The sequence below is a fragment of the Nitrosarchaeum sp. AC2 genome (assembly GCF_013407385.1).
GTDB lineage: Archaea > Thermoproteota > Nitrososphaeria > Nitrososphaerales > Nitrosopumilaceae > Nitrosarchaeum > Nitrosarchaeum koreense.
In genome coordinates this window covers 1,471,553-1,489,712 of sequence record NZ_CP030847.1, presented here as the reverse complement: position 1 = coordinate 1,489,712, position 18,160 = coordinate 1,471,553, and the positions used below count along the sequence as shown (strand labels likewise).

The window sequence follows — 18,160 nt, the reverse complement described above, 5'->3', positions numbered from 1 at the left end:
AATTTAAAACTATTCACTTTTACCATCATTTTATAATTTTGATGAAAAGAAAATAATTAGAGGGCTTCTGAGCCTCTCTTTTTTGATGCAATATTTATAACATCATCAACTGCTGACACAACAATAATCCCATCACCTGCTTTTCCTGAAAATGCTGCATCTGAAATCGCTTTAATGACTGCTTCTACTTTTGAATCGTCTACAATTGTGCTAACAGTTGCAACTTTATTGAATTCTGCAACAAAAGTACCAGTGCCTCTTCCGCCTCTTATGGTTTGTCTTTGACCAGAACCTCTACCATTTCCTTCTAATACCGTAAATCCTCCAACCATCTCTTTTATGGCATCTGCAACTGGACCTATTTTGTCATTTTGAATTGTTGCCTCGATTTGCTTCATTTGCTTCACTAAATTTTTATTATTTAAAAAAGATCACATGTTTTAATTCCAATTCTATGATACATTGAGATCAACTGGTTATAACATAATCCTTTGGCCTTTTTAGTATTAAGATAAAGTAGATACATGAAAAGTGAAGAGAAAAGATCTCACCGACTAAATTATCTTTTAAAATATTATTTGAGTAATCCACAAGAATATGCTCTATATCAAAGAGCTAAACAAATGGGTGTTTCTGATTCTACCGCAAAAGACTACATCCGAACTGTCATAATTCAAGCTCAAAAAATATATTCTAAATAATTGCCACTATCTGGTTTTATTAACCCTTAATTCAAGCCTATTTGTATTAATTCTTAGTAATCTTAAACAAGGTAACTTCATAAATAATCTGTTAGGAGAATAAAATAGTATGACAGATCCCTTGTTTGATGATGTTCAAACCTTACTTGATAAAGAAAAGGGAGATGAACGTATACTAAAACAAATTCTTAGAGCTTGTGAAAATAATGAAGTAATTAGTAATTATGAGAGAAATTATGTTAAAAATTTAGCGGAAAAATATCTTGGTAGATTGCCTGAAAATACAGACGATCAATCTACTGAAGAAAAACAAACTATTTCTGATGTAATTATCCCGACAACATCTTTACAGCAAAAAATTGAAATTCCAACTTCAATGGCTCCACAAATCATTCAGAAAAAACCAAAAAATCCAAAAATGTTGATAGGTGCTGGTGTAGCAGTGCTAGCAATCATAATTGCCATTGGTATCTCTCAATCTGGAATTTCTATTATGGAGTCAGATTCTATAATGGATTCTGATTCATCATCTGCCTCACTTTCCATTCAAACTGATTTATCATCATATCAAAAGGGTGATATCATCTCAATTAGTGGAAAATCTAATACCTCTGAAACAATTAACATCTCAATAGAAAATCAAAACGGTCAGTTAGTTTGGTCTGAGCAAGTATCTGTAAAAAATGATGGTAGGTTTTCTACCCTAGCAATTGCTGGAGGACCTGGTTGGGACCAATCTGGTACATATACAATAAAAGTAGAAAATAACATGGAAACAAAATCAAAAACATTTTCATTTAAGGTTTAATTCTTTCAAATTCTTTCCAATGCGAATCAATCATATCTCTTAATTTTTCTATGCTTATCTCTTCCATATATTCCCGATAAACGATAAATTTATTCTGTTTTCCTGAATCTTCTCCATAAATATCTCTAGTATTTTTTGGAATTACTCCAATTTTCCATTGTTTCATTTCAAAGATCCAAATTGATGAATCAGGATTTAAAAAATCAATGTCATCACAACCAATAATATACAAATAACATTTTGTGGTTTGATTTAGTTTCTCATGTAACTTTTCATACGCAATAATTTGCCCTTTTGGAATGTTTATCTTATCGTTATGAAATCCCTTGAATTCCATAATGATAAAACCTCCGTTATGCTCAATTAGCCAATCAATATCGGTTCCACCTGAGGCTATCATGCCATGAACTATTAGATCTCCAAGTATCTCTCTACCACGTGTAAATTCAGATTCATCAAAAATCTGATATTTTGCTCTCGAACTTTTTCTAATTTGTTGCGAATTTAACTCATTTTGAATATTTTTTCCTTTATCATAAAATATGTCAATTAAATCACTGGTTTTATCAGTCAATGATTGGATTTGGAGAAGTTAATGATAAGATCTTTTGTAAAATTAATTGAATCTTTGATATTTTTGTAATCTATCTGCAGAGGTTTTCTCCACTTGCACCTTTATACAAAATAAAATAATCTTCTGAATTTTTGCGTTCCTTTTTTGCATTTAATGCATCTTGATACATTTCAAAATGCTCTACTAAATACAATTGATTATCTGAATCTGCAAAATAGTCTATTCCAACCAAATTAAATCCGTTTTCAGGAGTAAGCATATTTTTTTCTTTTTCATATGTGTCTTTATCCAATTAAGTTTAAATTTTTTATAATTAATTTGAATATTGTGATTGTTATTACTGATCATATATCATGAGGTTTTTTTCCTCTAATAATGAGTGTAGGTTATGTACAGACCGATATACATCTGATTCTTTTTTTGCACCTGTACACACTAGCTTTCCTGAGGCAAATAATAGTATGACTGTTTTTGGATCTAGCATTCTGTGAATTAATCCTGGAAATTGTTCAGGCTCGTACATACTCCTTGGTAATGTTCTAGCCGCTTTTTCTAAGTGGATTTTACCACCAAGATTTATTGCTGCTACTATATTTTGAACTGTTATCACTGCGTCATTTTTTATTTTTATTTTACCTTTTCTTAGTTTTTGAACTACTGTATTAACAGCTTTAATTGCCATATCTTCGGATTTTGCACCCGTACATACCATTTTTCCTGTTCTAAAAATGAGCGTTGCCGTTCTTGGATTTTGTAATCTAAATACTAATCCCGGAAATTGTTCTGGATGATATTCTGTATCTGGAAATTTTTCAGTTATTTCGTTTAGATCAATTTTTTGCTCCACTGATGCAGAAGCAACTACATTTTCAACACTAACGATAGGTTTTGTTTGAGGCATGTCGAGGGACTTTAAATAGTCCCTTTATATATACTAGTAATGCTTTTTTGATGATACCTTATTTTTTCAATGATGATTGATCCATTGATATCTATACTCCTCATCTATTATATCTGACAAAATATCTTTGTTTTTGATTTTTGTTAATTCTACATTGAAAAAACCTAATTGTCCTTTACATGGAATAGGAATTTTTAAGATTTTTACATTTCTTATTTTAAATCCATAAATTTTGTTTTGAAATTTTTTTGCCGCAAAATGAAATTTTTGATCCTCTCTTATTTCTTTAAGTGAATTATATTTTTTTACATCATATAGTTCTGCTTTTCCAATTATGACACCTGTTACGAATTTTTTTTTAATTTTTAATCTCTTACAATCTTCAGTTTTTATTTTAAGTGGTGCATGAATCAAAAATTCTCCTCGAAAATTTGTGTTCCAATTTCTTAGTTCTATTGTTTTTTTACCTGAAATTATTAAATCTGCAAATGGTTGGGATATTGATAAACACTTCAAAACTATTATTCAGTAGCTGCTTTTATGAATTCACCTGGATTTCTACCTCTTCCTTCAGGCAAATTAGTAATTCCCCCATTCAAGCTTTGAGTAATTATTCCTTTACTGGCAAGTACTTGTGCAGTCATAAGGGAGGTATTTCCAGCCATACAAACTAATAGTGATTTTCCTTTTGAACCGTTTAGTTCCTTACTTAACTCTTCAGGAATTTTCTGGGTGGATAATAATTCGTTAATAGTTCTCGCTTTGGGTATGGAAATTTTAGATTTATCTACTCCTAATGATTTTGCAAGCATTTCAATTCCAGCTTCTTTAGGAGTATATTGTGTATGTACCCAAATAATTCTGTCATAATCATTTACAATTGATGAAGCTTCTTCTAATGAAATATTAATTGGCAATTGTTTTTTTGATATTTGCTCGAAATTCTTTCTGTATTTTTCAATTCCATCCGCTACTATTATGATGAATTTTTTATAATTTCCTGATTTTGCCATCTGCATAGCAGCAAATAATTCTAGAGCAGTACTCTCACCTATGTCGTGTCCCTTATCTACAAAAAACTTCAATAGGAATTTTGCTTTCTCATAATCTATCTCATGTTCTGCAGCAAATGTATCTGGTTTGTAAAGTGTCAAACCTGAAGCTTTGGCTTTTGTTCTAATTCCCGCAACATCCTGACCAGGAATAGGAAAAACAACATGTATCGATTTCTTATCATATTTTTTAGCCATATATTGACTTAAACCTCCGGAAGTTCCTCCAGTACCAAATGAACAGATTATTTGATAATTTTCCAACGAATCTCCATTTTCTCGAAGTTGTTGATCAATTTCTGGAGCTGTTATAATTCTATGAACATCAACATTCAATTCGTTATCGTACTGTTTTGGACAGAATAAATTGTAAATTTTTGCAAGAAATCTTGCTAAATTTATGATGTCTTGTTTAGCTAACAGTGCTTCTATTTCTTGAATATTAATATCAAAAATTTCAGGATTAAAACCAAGTTCTGATAACTGTGAACGAATATTTCCAGCAGTTGCTTTTGCAGCTAACTCATCTGCTCGATTTTCCATTCCTGGAGCTGGACAAATATCCATATCCAAATCCATAATTCGAATATTCTCATTTCTTAATTCTTTAAACACTCCCTCTTGTAATTTTCTTGACACTAGTGCAACTACACTTACTCCAATTTTTGATAATAATCCTAAAGCTATTCCAAAATTTCCAGAAGTAGCTTCAATTACAGTTTGATTTCCTTTTAGTTTTCCAGATGCAATTGCATCATGAATGATATGAGTAGCAGCTCTTACTTTGATTGAACCGCTTAGTAGTGTAGAATCAAACTTTCCATAAACTTTCAAATTGTTATCATCAAGTTCGAATTTATACACACTTTTAGCACATTCTTTGAAATCTTCTGTTAGATCAACCAGCGGTGTTGAATTTACAATCTTTGTACCTTCTAAATGGGGTACTTTACTCCAAATTTCTTGTTCAAAACGTTCCAATAGGACTTTGTCTATATTATTTTCTTTTTCGTCTGACAACTTTTCTCTAACTGTTCTAATCTAATAAAGCTCATATAAAATATCTGATAGTATGTTGGGTTGATATGAATTCTAAATTATACATCTAAAATGCTAATCACTTTACTTGGAATGTCTTTTAATCTACTGACTGCCATTGTTTTTTCATATCCTAGATGTTTGAGATTATTTGCTATTGTTGTAGCTCTAATTGTATTTGGACCCAAACCCAAAGCTACCATGTTTATGCCTAATCTTTTGAAAGATTTAGTCATATTTCTAACTGCATCAGGATCAGATGGTTCTCCATCAGTTAATGTTAAAAAAATATCTGGTCTTTTTGCCTGTAATGTTGAGAACATTTTACCGTACACTTCTGCTAATGGTGTTGAACCGTTTGCAACCACTTGAGCTAATCTTTTTGCAGAAATATTATTCCATTTCATATTATCTGGTTTTATCAACCAACATACAATATCTCTGTTATGTGTATTAAATGCATAAACAGCGAATTTTACTTTAAGATATGCTAGTACTTCACAAAGTGCAAGTGTTGCTTTTTTGTATTCTAATGCATCTGATGCAATACTCGATGAATGATCTAATAAAATAACTATCTTAGATTTAATTAATTTTTTAATATCTGTAAAAAATGGCTCATGCTCATCAATGTAGTTTTCTTCATCAAATTCATCTCCGCTAATATGATGTTGTTCTTTCCACCCAGATTTTAATTCTTTAAATTTTATTTTAAGATTATTTATTAAATTCATGTCATAAATTATTGTTTCATCAATGTTAGTTACAATAGGAACCTGAACTCCTATTGATTTTGGTCCTAATCCTTTTTTTTCATTTTTTTTTTTCCTCAAGAATTACTTTGTATTCATCATAGATATTTTCTCCACTCAACGCCGATTTTGGATCAATCTTTCCAAAATCTCCTTCTTTATTTTTTGAAATTATTGTTAGAAATTTTAATAACTCTTCTTCTGATAATGCCATACCTACTTTCATAAACGGTAACGATACTGGAATTGTAAGTAACGAATCTATGTCTAGGATCTTAATTATTTCTACCACTTTTTTTTCTAACCATTCTGTACCATATTTTTTTCTTATAGATTCATCAACAATTTTCTTAGCAAAGTTTGAGGCTTTTTTTACTCTTTCAAAATGACTAGATTGCACTTCGCCTTTTATTGTTCCAAACATAAAATATTGATAAAATGCTTCTACAATTCGTGCTTTTCCATAAACTGTATGTAATTGAGGCCTGCCTACAAGCATGTATGCATAATTAAAGATAATCTCTTCATCCATTCCCTTCCAAAGTTTCCTTCCTAGCTGTTCTACTCTTACTGTCTCCATTGTGTTTAAAATAAATCCAAATGCATGATCATTGCTAAGAATTTTTTTGCAAAATTTTACTCTCATAGATTCATACCATAATGAACTTCTAAATTGTCTGTATCTCTGAAATTCATCTCCAATTCTTTTTTCAATTGGAGTTAAGATTACTCTATTTTCTTGTAATCTTGTTTTTGTGTTGACTCTATCTGAAAATTCTACTGTGATGTTTTCTCTTTCTGACCACCTTCTAATCAAAAATGTGGCTATCTCAACTAGTGACTCATTTTGTAATTGTAATGATTGCATCTAATTTCCAAACATTGAGGTAATGATGTCACTTACTTTTTGATATTCTATATTTCCCCATTGTGTATACACATTACCAAAAACAATGTTTGCTGCTTTTTTAGGAGTCATTCCCTCATCAAGTAATTTTCCAAACGCAATAGTTTCCCTTAAACTTGGAGAGTAAAATAATTCTTCAACTGCAGCTGCCTGTCTTAATACATTTGCAAGTTTAATTGCTTGAATGATCTCAGAATCATGATTTCCAGAAACATGTTTTTTAACAATTTCTAATTCAATTTCTTCTGGTGGATATTCTAAGCTAATTCTAACTGGAAATCTGCTGAGTAATTGTGGTGGCAATTCTTTGGTTCCGCTATGTGTTAACGGATTAATTGTTGCAATTACAAACCAGCCTTCTTTAGCTTTTACAATCTCACCTGTGGATTCTTTTAATACGATCTGTCTTCTGTCATCAAGTGCTTCATCCAATCTAAGTAATACATCAGCTTCAGCAGCATTAATTTCATCTAGATATAACATGTTACTTTCTTTCATTGATTTAATCAAAAGACCTTCCTCAAAACTAACAGTTCCATTGGTCAAAGTTTTAGTTCCAATTAAGTGACTTTCTCGTGTTCGGAGGCTAAAATTAATAGATTCTAGCTTCATATTCATATTTTCTGCAAAATCTCTAACTAGCGATGTTTTTCCTGTACCCTTAGGACCAATTATCAACACAAATAATTTTGCCTTATAGGCTTTCTTTAAAATCTCATTTGAATTATTCCAATCTAAATACTGTATCTCTTTTAACATCTGATATTTTTTTATGATTAAGTTTACAAATAAAGCTTAGTTTTGATATTGAGGTAATTTAGCATTAGATTCATCAAGAATATGATGTAGTTTCTTACTCCACTCATCAAATCCTTCTGGAGATTCAGGATATTCGTAATAGTGTTTTGTTAAGAGTCTATTTTGTTGTGTAGTAAAACGTAAACCATCAGCTAGTTTTTTGTTTAGTGCCCCTCTGATCATCATTCCTAATTTTGTAACGTTTGAAAAGTCAGGATGCTCTCCTTTTGAAATTGCTTCAACGTCTAGATTACCAAAAAGTGTTTCATTCCATAACTGATTTGTTCATTGGTGAGAGTTTGAATTAATTTTCTAAAAATTTCCAATCCTGCTGTTTTGTAACCATATTCATTAATGAATTCTTTATTGTATTTCCATAATCCTTTTTCCGTAACATCTCCTGATTGAATTGCTTCTACTACACATTTTCCAACAATAGTTCCTGCAACTAATGCTGGTCCAATTCCTCCGGCATCAAGTGGTTTTGGCATCCATGCAGAATCCCCTACTATTACAAATCCATTTGCTACCATACAATCATTTTGTCTTCTGACTGAAACTTGGAAATTTCCAGTTGCATTATTCTTATCTTGAGGATCCTCTGATAGTCTTGCATTTTTAATTGCTCGATTTCTTTCAACGTATTGATTAATCAACATGGATACATTATCGTTTTTTCCTAATCTCTGATTTCGTTTTTCAAGAAGTGTTTTTTCAACCCCAAGACCTATGTTTACTTTATTTTTTCCTTTAGGAAATACCCATCCATATCCACCTGGAGCAATATCTTGATCAAGATGAATTATGCAATAATTTGGATCAAATTCTGTTAGATCTTCTTCTCCTTGGTCAAAATACATGATATGTCTTCCTGTTGATTCTACATCTGTACGATCTATTTTTTTTTCCATCTTTGTTGTGTTGGAAATTTGATTTCGAAGCATAGATGTCATTCCAGTTGCATCGATTACAACTTTGGCTGTCTTTTTGTATGGAGTTTTTGTTTTGTTGTTTATTCCTTGAACTCCAATTACTTGATTTTCATCATATACTAATCCAGTAAGATTAATTTCAAAATCAAAATCTACTCCCATTGCCAACGTTCTTTCATTTTGACGTTCTGGTAAAACTTGTCTATTGAGCATATATCCAGCACCATCAAATGGAATGGATGTTTCTCTATCTGGAGAAAATGCCATTACACCTTTTACTTTATGTTCAATTTCTGGCTCACTCCAATTAACTTTAATTCTGTTTGTCATGTAGTCTACAGCTTCTTTACTAACTGCATCTCCACATATCCAACCTGATACACTTTTAGATCCTGGTAAATTTGAAGGGCTTCTATCAATAACTAGAACTTTTAATCCCTGATTTGAATAATATGAAACTGATTGAGCAGCTATAGTTCCTGCCAATCCGCCTCCAGCTATAATGATGTCGTAATCTACCACAAAAGAACGCCCCGTTTATCCGTATTTAAAATAATACCATGGTTTCAGTGAGAAAATTTTTGATCTTTATAATAAATTCAAAAATGGGGTCGGTTCGTCGCGGCGTCTTCAAAGCTTTCGCTCAGACTGGAGCGGCTATTATCTCCTCATTCCCAAATTAAATTGCCTTCTCATTCCTATTTAATCTAGTTGGCAATTTGGAATACCTGCCTGAATATTTTGACAGTATCTTTTTTATTATAAATTGGTGTATGAATTTTCACTTTTATTGCATCTCTTTCACTTAATACTAGATTTCCTCTGATGAATTCTTGTTTGTCTAATCTAATGTGAAGTCTGGAATCTACTGTTCTTTCTTCTATCTCTTCTAATAATTTGATAATTTGTTCCTTTGATATAGCTTCAATTAATCTTAGGACAAATTTTTGAGCCTCTTTTTTTTCAATTTTCCTACTTAGTATTGTTATTGTATTCTCAAAATGACCTAGTGTTTCATTCACTGTGAAACCATCATCTAACTCAAATATGTCTTCAAATGATTTTAAGAATTTGGAAATATCTTCAGTTGCATGTATAATAACATCAATTGTAACTTCTAATTTGTCAACCATTAGCTGTATGAATACAATTATTGTTTAGGCTTCAAGCAATGCTATTTCTTTTTCTGCAGTTCTGATGAGTTTGACTTTCTCTAGACCTACATGTCTTACTCTAATGACTTTCTTAAATGCAGCCATGATATCAGAATTAATCTTACTATAACATGTAGCCTGAACAAACTGGTCGATTGTCATTTGAGGTACAGTGTTGTTAATTACATCTCTAGCAATCAATCTTAATGCATGTTTTCTAGATGTGTTAAGTTGTCTATGTGTAAGTGCAAGTATTTTGATTCTAAAGACATAACCATCTTTTGTTTTAATATCTATGATGAAATTGATTTTAGATGAACCTCGTCTTACCAAACTTCGCAAAAATTCTTTAGAATACTCATATCTTTTAAAAATCGTAGTAGCTTTGTCATCTTCTACTTTGTTTATTTGGAAGTAAATCTTGTATTGATGTTGTGATGGGTCTCCTTTTAGAATGTCATACAATGTGACTTCTAAAACTCTACCTACTGCATTTTCATCATCAGTAATTGGAACATAAGCAATTGGAACATTGTTAAATGAATCTGGGGCGCTTACAGTTACCCATTTCTTTTCTCGCCATTTGTCCTTTACTCGTCCTTTTCTACGTGCCAATTATTATCGACCTTTGAATCCAAAATATAAGGGTATGCGACTAGATTATGTTTTTGCCCATGTATTTTTGTAAAACTTTTGGAATAACAATATGCCCATCATTAGTTTGAAAATTTTCCATTATTGAAACTAAAACACGTGATGTGGCAACTAATGTACTGTTTAACGTGTGTAAATATTGTGTTTCTTCATTTGTTTTATCTCTAAACCTGATCTTTAGTCTTCTTGCTTGATAATCTAAACAATTCGAACATGAAACAATTTCTCTATATGCATTCTGACCTGCCATCCATGCTTCGATATCATATGTTTTTGCAGACACTTTTCCCATATCGCCTGATGATAGTAGCATTACTTTGTATGGTATCTCTAATTTTTGATAGAATTCCTCAGCTACAGATAACATTCTTTCATGTTCTTTCCAAGATTCTTCTGGCCGAGCAAAAACAAACTGCTCAATTTTGTCAAACTGATGTACTCTGAAAATTCCTTTTTGATCTCTTCCATGTGCCCCAGCTTCTTTTCTAAAACATGGACTTACTCCTGCAAATCTTAAAGGAAGATCTTTACCTTCAATAATCTCGTCTGAGCGCATTGCTGCCATAGCATGTTCAGAAGTTCCAATCATGTATAGATCTTCATTATCAATTTTGTAAATTACTTCTTCAAAATCATCGGCTATTATCGCTCCTTCCATAGATTGACGATTGATCATATATGGTGGTTGTACTAGAGAATAATTTTTTTCTGCAAGAAAATCTAATCCATAATGAATAAGAGACTGGTTTAATCTGACAAGATCGTTTTTCAGATAATAAAATCTTGCACCTGCAACTTTTGCTGCTCTTTCAAGATCAACTAAATCCAAATTTGCAGAAATGTCTATGTGGTCATTAATTTTAAAATCAAATTTGGGAATTGTTCCCCATTTTTTAATTTCTATGTTAGCAGTTTCATCTTTGCCAATAGGTACAGACTCGTGAATCAAATTTGGAATAGTTAATGCTAAATTAGAATATTTTTTTTCTACTTCTTCCTGTAATGATTCTAGTTTTGTAAGTTCCACTGAAATATTTTTCATTTCAGATAAACTAGATGAAATATCATTTCCTGATTTCTTTTTCTGAGAAATTTCTAATGCTACTTGGTTTTTCTTTTTTCGCATCTCATCTGTTTTTAGAATAAGGTCTCTTCTTTTTTGATCAAACTCTACTAATTCATCAAGATTGAATTCAACTGTTCTTGCTTTTAGCATATCTCTAATTCTTTGTGGATTTTCCTTGATTATTTTTGGATCTAACATTATTCAATCACCTTTAATGCAAGCTGAACATGTTCTAAAACTTCATCAACAGTACCTATCAATTTTTTCATGTTCTCCATACTCTCAAAATTAAAAACTAGTTTGTTATCAATATTTTCAACATTTAGACTCAATCCTTCTGGAAAATTTACATTATCTGGCTCCAACACTTTTTTTACAGTTTCTATCTTTTCTTTTGATAGGTTATTGAGAATTACCTGTACTTGGCATGTTAACGACATTTACTTCTAAATAATCTAGAAATCCATCTAATTTGTCTTTAGTTATTTTTGCACCAGCTGCTGCATTATGACCTCCGCCAACTCCGTCAAATTTCTCAGCTCCTGTTCTCATTAACTCACTTAAATTAATCTCTGATTTGCATCCAAATGACTTTCTTGATGAAAATTTTATAGTGTTTTCTTCTCCACCTGTCCTTAAAATTATGATTTTTCCAGCATTCTTTGGAGAACCTGCAATTAACGATGAAATTGTACCTGTCATCATCTCTGGTACAATTCCTTCCCCATTTACCATGACACATGTTTTGCTTTCTGAAATTCTCCATCTTTCGTTTGTTAAGATATTCATGTATTCTCTAATCATTTTTCTATAATCTGTAAGGATCATTTCTCCTTCTCTTAGAATCTTGTTTCTATCACCCATGCAAACAGCAATTCCAACTCCGGAACGACTAATTCTTCCACAGGAATTTAGCATAGTTGAAAATTCTCTTCCATCTCGCAAAAAACTCCTCTTGTCTTCTCTTGGAAATGTATAGGTATATCCAATTAATTCTGACATTATCTCTGTCGCATTTTTTCCTGATGTAAATTTGGTAATGGTTTCAATGACTATTCTTTTTTCATCATCATTTAATTCTGCAGGAACTCTCCATCTGCCTCCTTCTTTTAGTTGAATTCCTGAAGAATTCAAAAGTGATAGGCAGGCATCTCTATTCCAAGTTAAGCCTTCAATAAATGGCTGAGATGTAAATGCTAAAGAATCTGAAATTGGTCTTGTCTCTCTTCCAACCAACAATAAATCTAAATCAATATCTACTAACCCTTCTTCTTTTGCAGTATTGGCAATTTCAAAATTTTTTCCAACAAATGATTTTCTTTCTCCTTGGTCTTGTCTATCCCCAAGAGCTGAAACAACAGCTATTGCAGACAAATCAATATTCTTGTCGTCTAATGCCATTGCTGCAAGATATGCCATTCCACCTGCACAAATTTCTGTACCTCCATCAATTCCGTATTTCCATGCATTGATGACTCTTTGATTTTCTTGTTCTTTTTCAGATATCTGGTGATGATCTAATACAATCCAGTTTTCACCTAACGATTCATCTAAGTTGTTTGCAAATCCACCTGCAAGATCTGTAATAATATGAAAATCTCTAGAATCTTTTTTTAGAGAATCAATAACTTTCTTACTAAATTCTTTTGAAGTTCTAACTGTGCATTTTGCCCCAGATCTCATGAGCGCTTTTGTGATGATACTCCCAGATGTTAATCCATCGCAATCAATATGAGTTGTAACTGAAATCGATTTTCTTGATTTTATACAATCTGAAATAGTGTCTTTGAAAAACGAAAGCGACTCATCAAGAGTTTTTGTCATTACTCTAATTGAGCAACTACTGATTTATATTTCCAGTTTTCAGGAATACGATTTATTCTTTTATAGTACACTGATAATCTGTGCACTTTTGCCTCAATCAATTCAAGTGATCTGACGTTTCTATTATCTCCCTTGTTTGCCTTGAGATGTTTTTGAAGACCTACTGCTTTTTTTACAATATTGTCTAGATCTTCTGGCATTTCTGCTTGGAGATTATTTTCCTCTAGTATTTTTCCAAGACTTTTCTTTGTAATCGATTTGATGAGTGGAATTGAATGTTGATCTCTGAGTTTTAATCCTATCTGACTTGGAGATAATCCGTCTTTAGAATATTTTACAACTAATTCTTCTATTTCTTTAGGACTAAGTGTGTTCCATGAAGGTGCACGTAGTGTAGCTGGTCTAATTGTGTGTGATTTTCCGTGTCTATGTGTGTGTAATCGTCCCATGATTGGGCTGATTATAAAACAAAATTAAACGTTACTTATTCCGATTCTCGTACATAATGTCTGCATTTTGAAGCTTAGAATAAAAGTTAAATATGTACAATTTTATCAGAACGAACAGGTAAACTGTATGAATACAAAAATACTTTTAGCAGCATCTCTGATTGCTGTGTTCACCATCGGTTACTATGCAGAAAATGCAATCGCATTTGCACAATACATGGGTAACGTTGGTTCAGAAGGAGAAACTGGATCATATACTTTGGAAGAAGCACTGGAGATTCAACGAAGAAGAATTGAAGCTGCAGAAGCTAATCCTGCATCTGGATCAGGTACACCTTATCTTGATGCAAGTGGTGTGCTTGGTGCAACTATTATTACAGCTGCAGTCTTTGGTGGTATTGCAGGAGCTTTCTTCATTAGAGGAAGATCTGGCAAGTACGCAGCAATGGGACGAGGATAATCAAACCTTACTTTTCTCTTATTTTCTTTGATATACTTTAGTGGATACTGATCTCGTACTTTATGATAATAAAAGAAATGTATATATCGCACAAATAGAGCCAAAATATACAATGACTCCTATCGTAGGAACTTTCCTAAGCATCCTGTCTTCACTTACAGGTCAGTTAGGACCAAACTATGATCCATTATTCTATGATGTAATGATTTACATCTTCGGAACCATAATGTTCTCAGTATTCCTTCTTGGAGTAATCTCATTCTGGTTACGTGTACACGGATGGGCTTACAAAGACAACCGTGAGAGATGGGTCGATGAATTAGACAGACACTTTGAAAGAGAAGGTATCGGTTTAATTCCAGACAACGGTAAATACTGGTAAAATAATTCCTTTCCTCTTTTCATTATTTTTATAATTCTGAATAATCCTGTTTGTTCAAGTTTTATTCTAAAGTCCGATTTGAAAATTTTTTATTAGTTCTGAGGAGGTAGGAAGTCTGTGTCTTTTGCCTCATCATATGCTTTTGAGGTAAACATCGCCTTGTAATGATATCCATCTTGTAATGGGGTCTTGATAAAATTTTCTGAAATTCTATCGTTAACATAAATCACCGATTTTGATTCATCCATATCTCTTAGTGGAAATTTGAAAATCCATAAAAAGTGCCCAATCTCAAAATTAGGATCTTCTTTCCATTCTGCATATGCCGTTCCATCATTACTTAGTGTATAAATTGCTCTTTGGCATCCGCCTTCCATGAAACCAACATTAGCTGGTATGTCTGCTTTTTGATTATCGACATAAATCTCTACAGTAAATGATATCTTCCAATTTGTTTGGATATCGTTGATACATGCACTACGGGGTTGTTCTCCGATAAATGGATTTACAACTAGAATTGTAATTAAAACCGCAACAGCTCCTACTCCTGCACTTAAAGCCAAAAACTGTAGTGTCTTTTTTCTCTTATACGGATCCCCAGTTCCTGGCCAAATCATATATGTAATTTTTTTGTGGATTATTTAAAGTCCTTCTGTTAAGTATCCATTATCTCAATAGTGTCAAATTGGTCTTGATGGTCTGCAAGAAAATATGTAATTTCATCTGAATCGATTTCAAGCCATTCTGATTGACCGCAATACGGCAAATAATCTTCAACAAATAGATCTTTTGATCCTGTGATTCTCACTATCATCTTTTCTTTTTTTGAATTAATCCCAAAAGGTAATTTGAGTACTTTTCCTCTTTTCTGATTTTGTATGTTTATTTTGTAATTATCATTACGAAACTCAACATCTCCAAAAAAATAACTTTGAAATATATCTAATTTTTTTATTTTAAAACTTAGCATATTCTTTCTATTTTTTTCTTACAGATAAAACTTGGTTGATTATAATACTATAATCGTAATGAGTATCTATAAAATGAAAAGGAAAAGTGGGTGGCTTAGATAACTTGCCAGGGTCGTGTTGCAAACGTGATTACATAGCCAACACCAATGATAATTGATTGATATGCGATGTTGGTATATGGAATTGGTTTGATGATTGGTTCTCCTTCAACAACTACTGTTTGACCTGGACCTAGACCTGGACCTACTTTGGCTACGTTAAGTTGTGTGTGTACGTGATATACACCAGCTTCAAGTGCTTTTGCAGATAATGAATATTCAACAACAGCGTTACCTGGAATGTCAAAGACGTTTCCTGGTGGGTCTCTTGCTAACATCTCCCATCTGTTACCTGCGTTAGTAGATTCTGAGAAAATGGAAATCCATCCTCTAAGGTCTCTTTCTACAAGACTAACTAAAGTACCTTGAACAGTCAAAGTTTCTCCAGTTTGTAGTGATTGTCTATTGAAGGTTTCATCTTCGATTCTGATGAAACGACTCTGAAGTTGTGCTTGGACACCGTGTGCATCTGCAGTTGGAATTATGGATTCAACCCAGTTGAAACCAAGTGTACCTAATGCAAGTACAGCAGCGAGTCCTAATACGAAAATCTTTTTTTCGACCATAGTCCTAATATTCAGAATGATAATACACATTGTTATATATTTTACCTTGATAACGAGGATCGATACTTCGTAGTTATGATCAACATCGATGATTAACATTGAAATTAAGAAAAATTAAGTATAATTATTTCAAAATATATTGAATTTTGTATGAAATATTCCAATAATCTATTGTTTTGTTTACCAAAATTCCGATAAAATATTGTAATTTCAAAACCCTTGCTTTATATCCAGAATTAACACTAAAGTCAACATGGCACAGATGCCCGCATTAATCCCAAAAGAAGTTGAGATTCAGAGACTAAAGAAAATCTGGCTCATCGTCATTGCTATGGGATCCACTGCAGCATCAGTCGAAGTAGACAACTTCGTTGATGGTTCTTTACATCAAACCTCTATCAGAGATAGTGCATTTACACCAGCACACTGGTGGTTATACTCCCACTTCATCACATTACCACTTGGATGGGCAGCCGCAGCAATCTATGATAGAAAAGTACCAGTACTCAGAGGTCCAAATAACTCAATTAACACTGGATTGAAGATGACCATTCTTGGTTACCTTGCAACCATGTTTACAATTGGAGTCAATGAGATGTGGCACTTCTGGTTTGTAGAAGAAATCTTTGCAGTACCAAATCACTGGATGTTTAACATGGGTGTCGTAGTAGCATTCATGGGTGCACTAGCATACGTAGTTAGAGTATATGCTCGACTCGTAGAATTAGGTGCAGAAACTCCAGGTGAGAATCCGTACGTTGCAGAGATGTACAAGATGGCTTTAGAAGGCAAATTGTACAGCAGAGCAATTCCATAGACACAAAGTGCAATAGCACATTTTTTCTCTTTTTCTTATTTTAAATATCACGAAGATCGTACTGGGCCTCACATTTAAGAAAGATTTAAAAGGATTCTGATTAGTATAATTCCAGAATGACTCTTCCGAAAGGATTTGGTTCAAGTGGCGCAGGTGGCGCATCTAGTTCCGATGTAGAAAAAATGATTGGTCGACGTGTCGAAAATATGACAGGTATGATCACTATATCTTACATCGCAGCTTGGTTAGCAACTTTTGGTGGTACTGCAGCAGGATACTTCTATTATCCATGGGCATATCCAACAAGCAGTGGTCACTATGCGTTCATCGTTCTAACAATTATCGAAGCAATCGGTTATCTCTTCTGTGTTAAAGTTATGGAAGAAGGCTCTAAGAAGAACAGCAATGGAATAGTTGCTGCAACTCTAGCCGCAACCGCTGTGGGTACTGTACTTATAGTACTATTTGTTGGACATTAGAAGGAAAATCCTTCAGTTCTTCTTTTTACTTTATTTTAAAAAATTAACGATCTCCACCACACTCTAAAATTTTATATACTGACCGTTTATTCTACTTGATAATGGTCTGGCTAAGACGATGTACTCACTACTTGTTCATAGTAGTAGTTGCAGTTAACTCTACACTGTTAACAATTAATGCAGGAGACTACATTTTCTATACTGACTGGGCTTGGACATCGTTTACGGTATTTTCAATATCGCAAACTTTGATGCTTTGCGTAGGTGCAACATATTACCTAACGTTTACAGGCGTTCCAGGAACAGCGACGTATTACGCCCTAATTATGACAGTATATACATGGATAGCAAAAGGTGCATGGTTTGCTCTAGGTTATCCATATGACTTCATTGTAACACCAGTTTGGTTGCCATCAGCAATGTTGCTTGATTTGGCATATTGGGCTACAAAGAAGAACAAACATTCATTGATACTGTTTGGCGGTGTACTTGTAGGAATGTCTTTACCATTATTCAACATGGTAAACCTGATAACAGTAGCAGACCCACTAGAAACGGCATTCAAATATCCAAGACCAACATTGCCACCATACATGACACCAATAGAGCCTCAAGTAGGTAAATTCTATAACAGTCCAGTAGCACTGGGTGCAGGTGCTGGTGCAGTATTGTCAGTTACGTTTACAGCATTAGGTTGTAAGCTAAACACTTGGACATACAGATGGATGGCCGCTTGGTCAAAGTGGGACTAAAACTTCAACCCTTTCCTTTTCATTT

Annotated in this window: 25 protein-coding genes and 1 pseudogene; 7 read left to right on the top strand and 19 right to left on the bottom strand. The window is 33.0% G+C overall.

Translation table 11 applies throughout. The annotated features are described in order from the left end of the window. Positions 1-56 precede the first annotated feature (56 nt). Entirely contained in the window at positions 57-398 is a 342-nt protein-coding gene (locus DSQ20_RS09055) for a P-II family nitrogen regulator (protein ID WP_007551366.1), read from the bottom strand. A gap of 126 nt (positions 399-524) precedes the next feature. On the opposite strand from DSQ20_RS09055, the gene DSQ20_RS09050 reads away from it, so the two are divergent. After that, the gene (locus DSQ20_RS09050) at positions 525-701 is read left to right on the top strand and encodes a hypothetical protein (protein WP_179365373.1); all 177 of its coding nucleotides are present in this window, start codon (positions 525-527) and stop codon (positions 699-701) included. 109 nt (positions 702-810) lie between these two features. After that, positions 811-1,509 carry a hypothetical protein gene (locus DSQ20_RS09045; protein ID WP_179365372.1) on the top strand — a complete coding sequence of 233 codons (699 nt, stop codon included), beginning with the start codon at positions 811-813 and terminating at the stop codon, positions 1,507-1,509. Here DSQ20_RS09045 and DSQ20_RS09040 read toward each other — a convergent pair. From DSQ20_RS09040 to DSQ20_RS08975, 15 genes and pseudogenes are all read right to left on the bottom strand, one after another. Next, a complete protein-coding gene (locus DSQ20_RS09040; protein ID WP_179365371.1) occupies positions 1,499-2,083 on the bottom strand; it encodes a hypothetical protein in 585 nt (194 codons plus the stop codon). The genes DSQ20_RS09045 and DSQ20_RS09040 overlap by 11 nt on opposite strands. Before the next feature lie 70 nt (positions 2,084-2,153). After that, complete coding sequence (locus DSQ20_RS09035) at positions 2,154-2,375, bottom strand: hypothetical protein (RefSeq protein WP_179365370.1); 222 nt, start codon at positions 2,373-2,375, stop codon at positions 2,154-2,156. Positions 2,376-2,420: 45 nt separating this feature from the next. Continuing rightward, on the bottom strand, positions 2,421-2,984 hold the full coding sequence (locus tag DSQ20_RS09030) for a TATA-box-binding protein (RefSeq protein WP_007551360.1): 564 nt from the start codon (positions 2,982-2,984) through the stop codon (positions 2,421-2,423). 66 nt (positions 2,985-3,050) lie between these two features. After that, a complete protein-coding gene (locus tag DSQ20_RS09025; protein WP_179365369.1) occupies positions 3,051-3,500 on the bottom strand; it encodes an ASCH domain-containing protein in 450 nt (149 codons plus the stop codon). 5 nt (positions 3,501-3,505) lie between these two features. Then, on the bottom strand, positions 3,506-5,056 hold the full coding sequence (locus DSQ20_RS09020) for a pyridoxal-phosphate dependent enzyme (RefSeq protein WP_179365368.1): 1,551 nt from the start codon (positions 5,054-5,056) through the stop codon (positions 3,506-3,508). A 77-nt stretch (positions 5,057-5,133) separates the two neighbouring features. Then, positions 5,134-6,694, bottom strand: a pseudogene (locus tag DSQ20_RS11050) (VWA domain-containing protein). Continuing rightward, complete coding sequence (locus tag DSQ20_RS09010) at positions 6,695-7,492, bottom strand: MoxR family ATPase (protein WP_179365367.1); 798 nt, start codon at positions 7,490-7,492, stop codon at positions 6,695-6,697. Between the two features lie 36 nt (positions 7,493-7,528). Next, positions 7,529-7,717 carry a hypothetical protein gene (locus DSQ20_RS10910; protein WP_255458236.1) on the bottom strand — a complete coding sequence of 63 codons (189 nt, stop codon included), beginning with the start codon at positions 7,715-7,717 and terminating at the stop codon, positions 7,529-7,531. A 59-nt stretch (positions 7,718-7,776) separates the two neighbouring features. Further along, complete coding sequence (locus DSQ20_RS09005; protein WP_255458235.1) at positions 7,777-8,985, bottom strand: NAD(P)/FAD-dependent oxidoreductase; 1,209 nt, start codon at positions 8,983-8,985, stop codon at positions 7,777-7,779. Positions 8,986-9,170: 185 nt separating this feature from the next. Continuing rightward, positions 9,171-9,596 (bottom strand): RNA-binding domain-containing protein, encoded by a 426-nt coding sequence (locus DSQ20_RS09000; RefSeq protein ID WP_179365366.1) that lies wholly within the window; start codon positions 9,594-9,596, stop codon positions 9,171-9,173. 24 nt (positions 9,597-9,620) lie between these two features. After that, positions 9,621-10,232 (bottom strand): 30S ribosomal protein S3ae, encoded by a 612-nt coding sequence (locus DSQ20_RS08995; protein ID WP_007551351.1) that lies wholly within the window; start codon positions 10,230-10,232, stop codon positions 9,621-9,623. A gap of 40 nt (positions 10,233-10,272) precedes the next feature. After that, positions 10,273-11,535, bottom strand: coding sequence for a serine--tRNA ligase (serS, locus tag DSQ20_RS08990; protein ID WP_179365365.1), 1,263 nt, complete (start codon positions 11,533-11,535; stop codon positions 10,273-10,275). Then, on the bottom strand, positions 11,535-11,777 hold the full coding sequence (locus tag DSQ20_RS08985; protein ID WP_179365364.1) for a KEOPS complex subunit Pcc1: 243 nt from the start codon (positions 11,775-11,777) through the stop codon (positions 11,535-11,537). Before DSQ20_RS08985 ends, serS begins: the two co-directional genes overlap by 1 nt. Further along, positions 11,740-13,161, bottom strand: coding sequence for a DHHA1 domain-containing protein (locus DSQ20_RS08980; RefSeq protein WP_179365363.1), 1,422 nt, complete (start codon positions 13,159-13,161; stop codon positions 11,740-11,742). The genes DSQ20_RS08985 and DSQ20_RS08980 overlap by 38 nt, the downstream gene beginning before the upstream one ends. Beyond that, positions 13,161-13,610 (bottom strand): 30S ribosomal protein S15, encoded by a 450-nt coding sequence (locus DSQ20_RS08975; protein ID WP_179365362.1) that lies wholly within the window; start codon positions 13,608-13,610, stop codon positions 13,161-13,163. The genes DSQ20_RS08980 and DSQ20_RS08975 overlap by 1 nt, the downstream gene beginning before the upstream one ends. A 127-nt stretch (positions 13,611-13,737) precedes the next feature. Here DSQ20_RS08975 and DSQ20_RS08970 point away from each other — a divergent pair, with 127 nt between their 5' ends. Beyond that, positions 13,738-14,070, top strand: coding sequence for a hypothetical protein (locus DSQ20_RS08970; protein WP_179365361.1), 333 nt, complete (start codon positions 13,738-13,740; stop codon positions 14,068-14,070). 40 nt (positions 14,071-14,110) lie between these two features. Next, positions 14,111-14,452, top strand: coding sequence for a hypothetical protein (locus DSQ20_RS08965; protein ID WP_255458233.1), 342 nt, complete (start codon positions 14,111-14,113; stop codon positions 14,450-14,452). A 92-nt stretch (positions 14,453-14,544) separates the two neighbouring features. On the opposite strand, the gene DSQ20_RS08960 is transcribed toward DSQ20_RS08965, so the two are convergent. The 3 genes from DSQ20_RS08960 to DSQ20_RS08950 all read right to left on the bottom strand — a co-directional run bounded on the left by DSQ20_RS08960 (position 14,545) and on the right by DSQ20_RS08950 (position 16,087). Continuing rightward, positions 14,545-15,069 (bottom strand): hypothetical protein, encoded by a 525-nt coding sequence (locus DSQ20_RS08960; protein ID WP_179365360.1) that lies wholly within the window; start codon positions 15,067-15,069, stop codon positions 14,545-14,547. A 38-nt stretch (positions 15,070-15,107) separates the two neighbouring features. Beyond that, positions 15,108-15,422 carry a hypothetical protein gene (locus tag DSQ20_RS08955; protein ID WP_179365359.1) on the bottom strand — a complete coding sequence of 105 codons (315 nt, stop codon included), beginning with the start codon at positions 15,420-15,422 and terminating at the stop codon, positions 15,108-15,110. A gap of 95 nt (positions 15,423-15,517) precedes the next feature. Further along, positions 15,518-16,087, bottom strand: a complete 570-nt coding sequence (locus DSQ20_RS08950) for a methane monooxygenase/ammonia monooxygenase subunit B (protein WP_007551342.1) — start codon at positions 16,085-16,087, stop codon at positions 15,518-15,520. A 253-nt stretch (positions 16,088-16,340) separates the two neighbouring features. Here DSQ20_RS08950 and DSQ20_RS08945 point away from each other — a divergent pair, with 253 nt between their 5' ends. The 3 genes from DSQ20_RS08945 (at position 16,341) to DSQ20_RS08935 (ending at position 18,135) form a co-directional block, all read left to right on the top strand. Beyond that, entirely contained in the window at positions 16,341-16,904 is a 564-nt protein-coding gene (locus DSQ20_RS08945; protein ID WP_007402982.1) for a methane monooxygenase/ammonia monooxygenase subunit C, read from the top strand. A gap of 116 nt (positions 16,905-17,020) precedes the next feature. Continuing rightward, entirely contained in the window at positions 17,021-17,383 is a 363-nt protein-coding gene (locus DSQ20_RS08940; protein ID WP_179365358.1) for a hypothetical protein, read from the top strand. A 101-nt stretch (positions 17,384-17,484) separates the two neighbouring features. After that, positions 17,485-18,135, top strand: coding sequence for an ammonia monooxygenase (locus DSQ20_RS08935; protein WP_048110034.1), 651 nt, complete (start codon positions 17,485-17,487; stop codon positions 18,133-18,135). Positions 18,136-18,160: the final 25 nt, after the last annotated feature.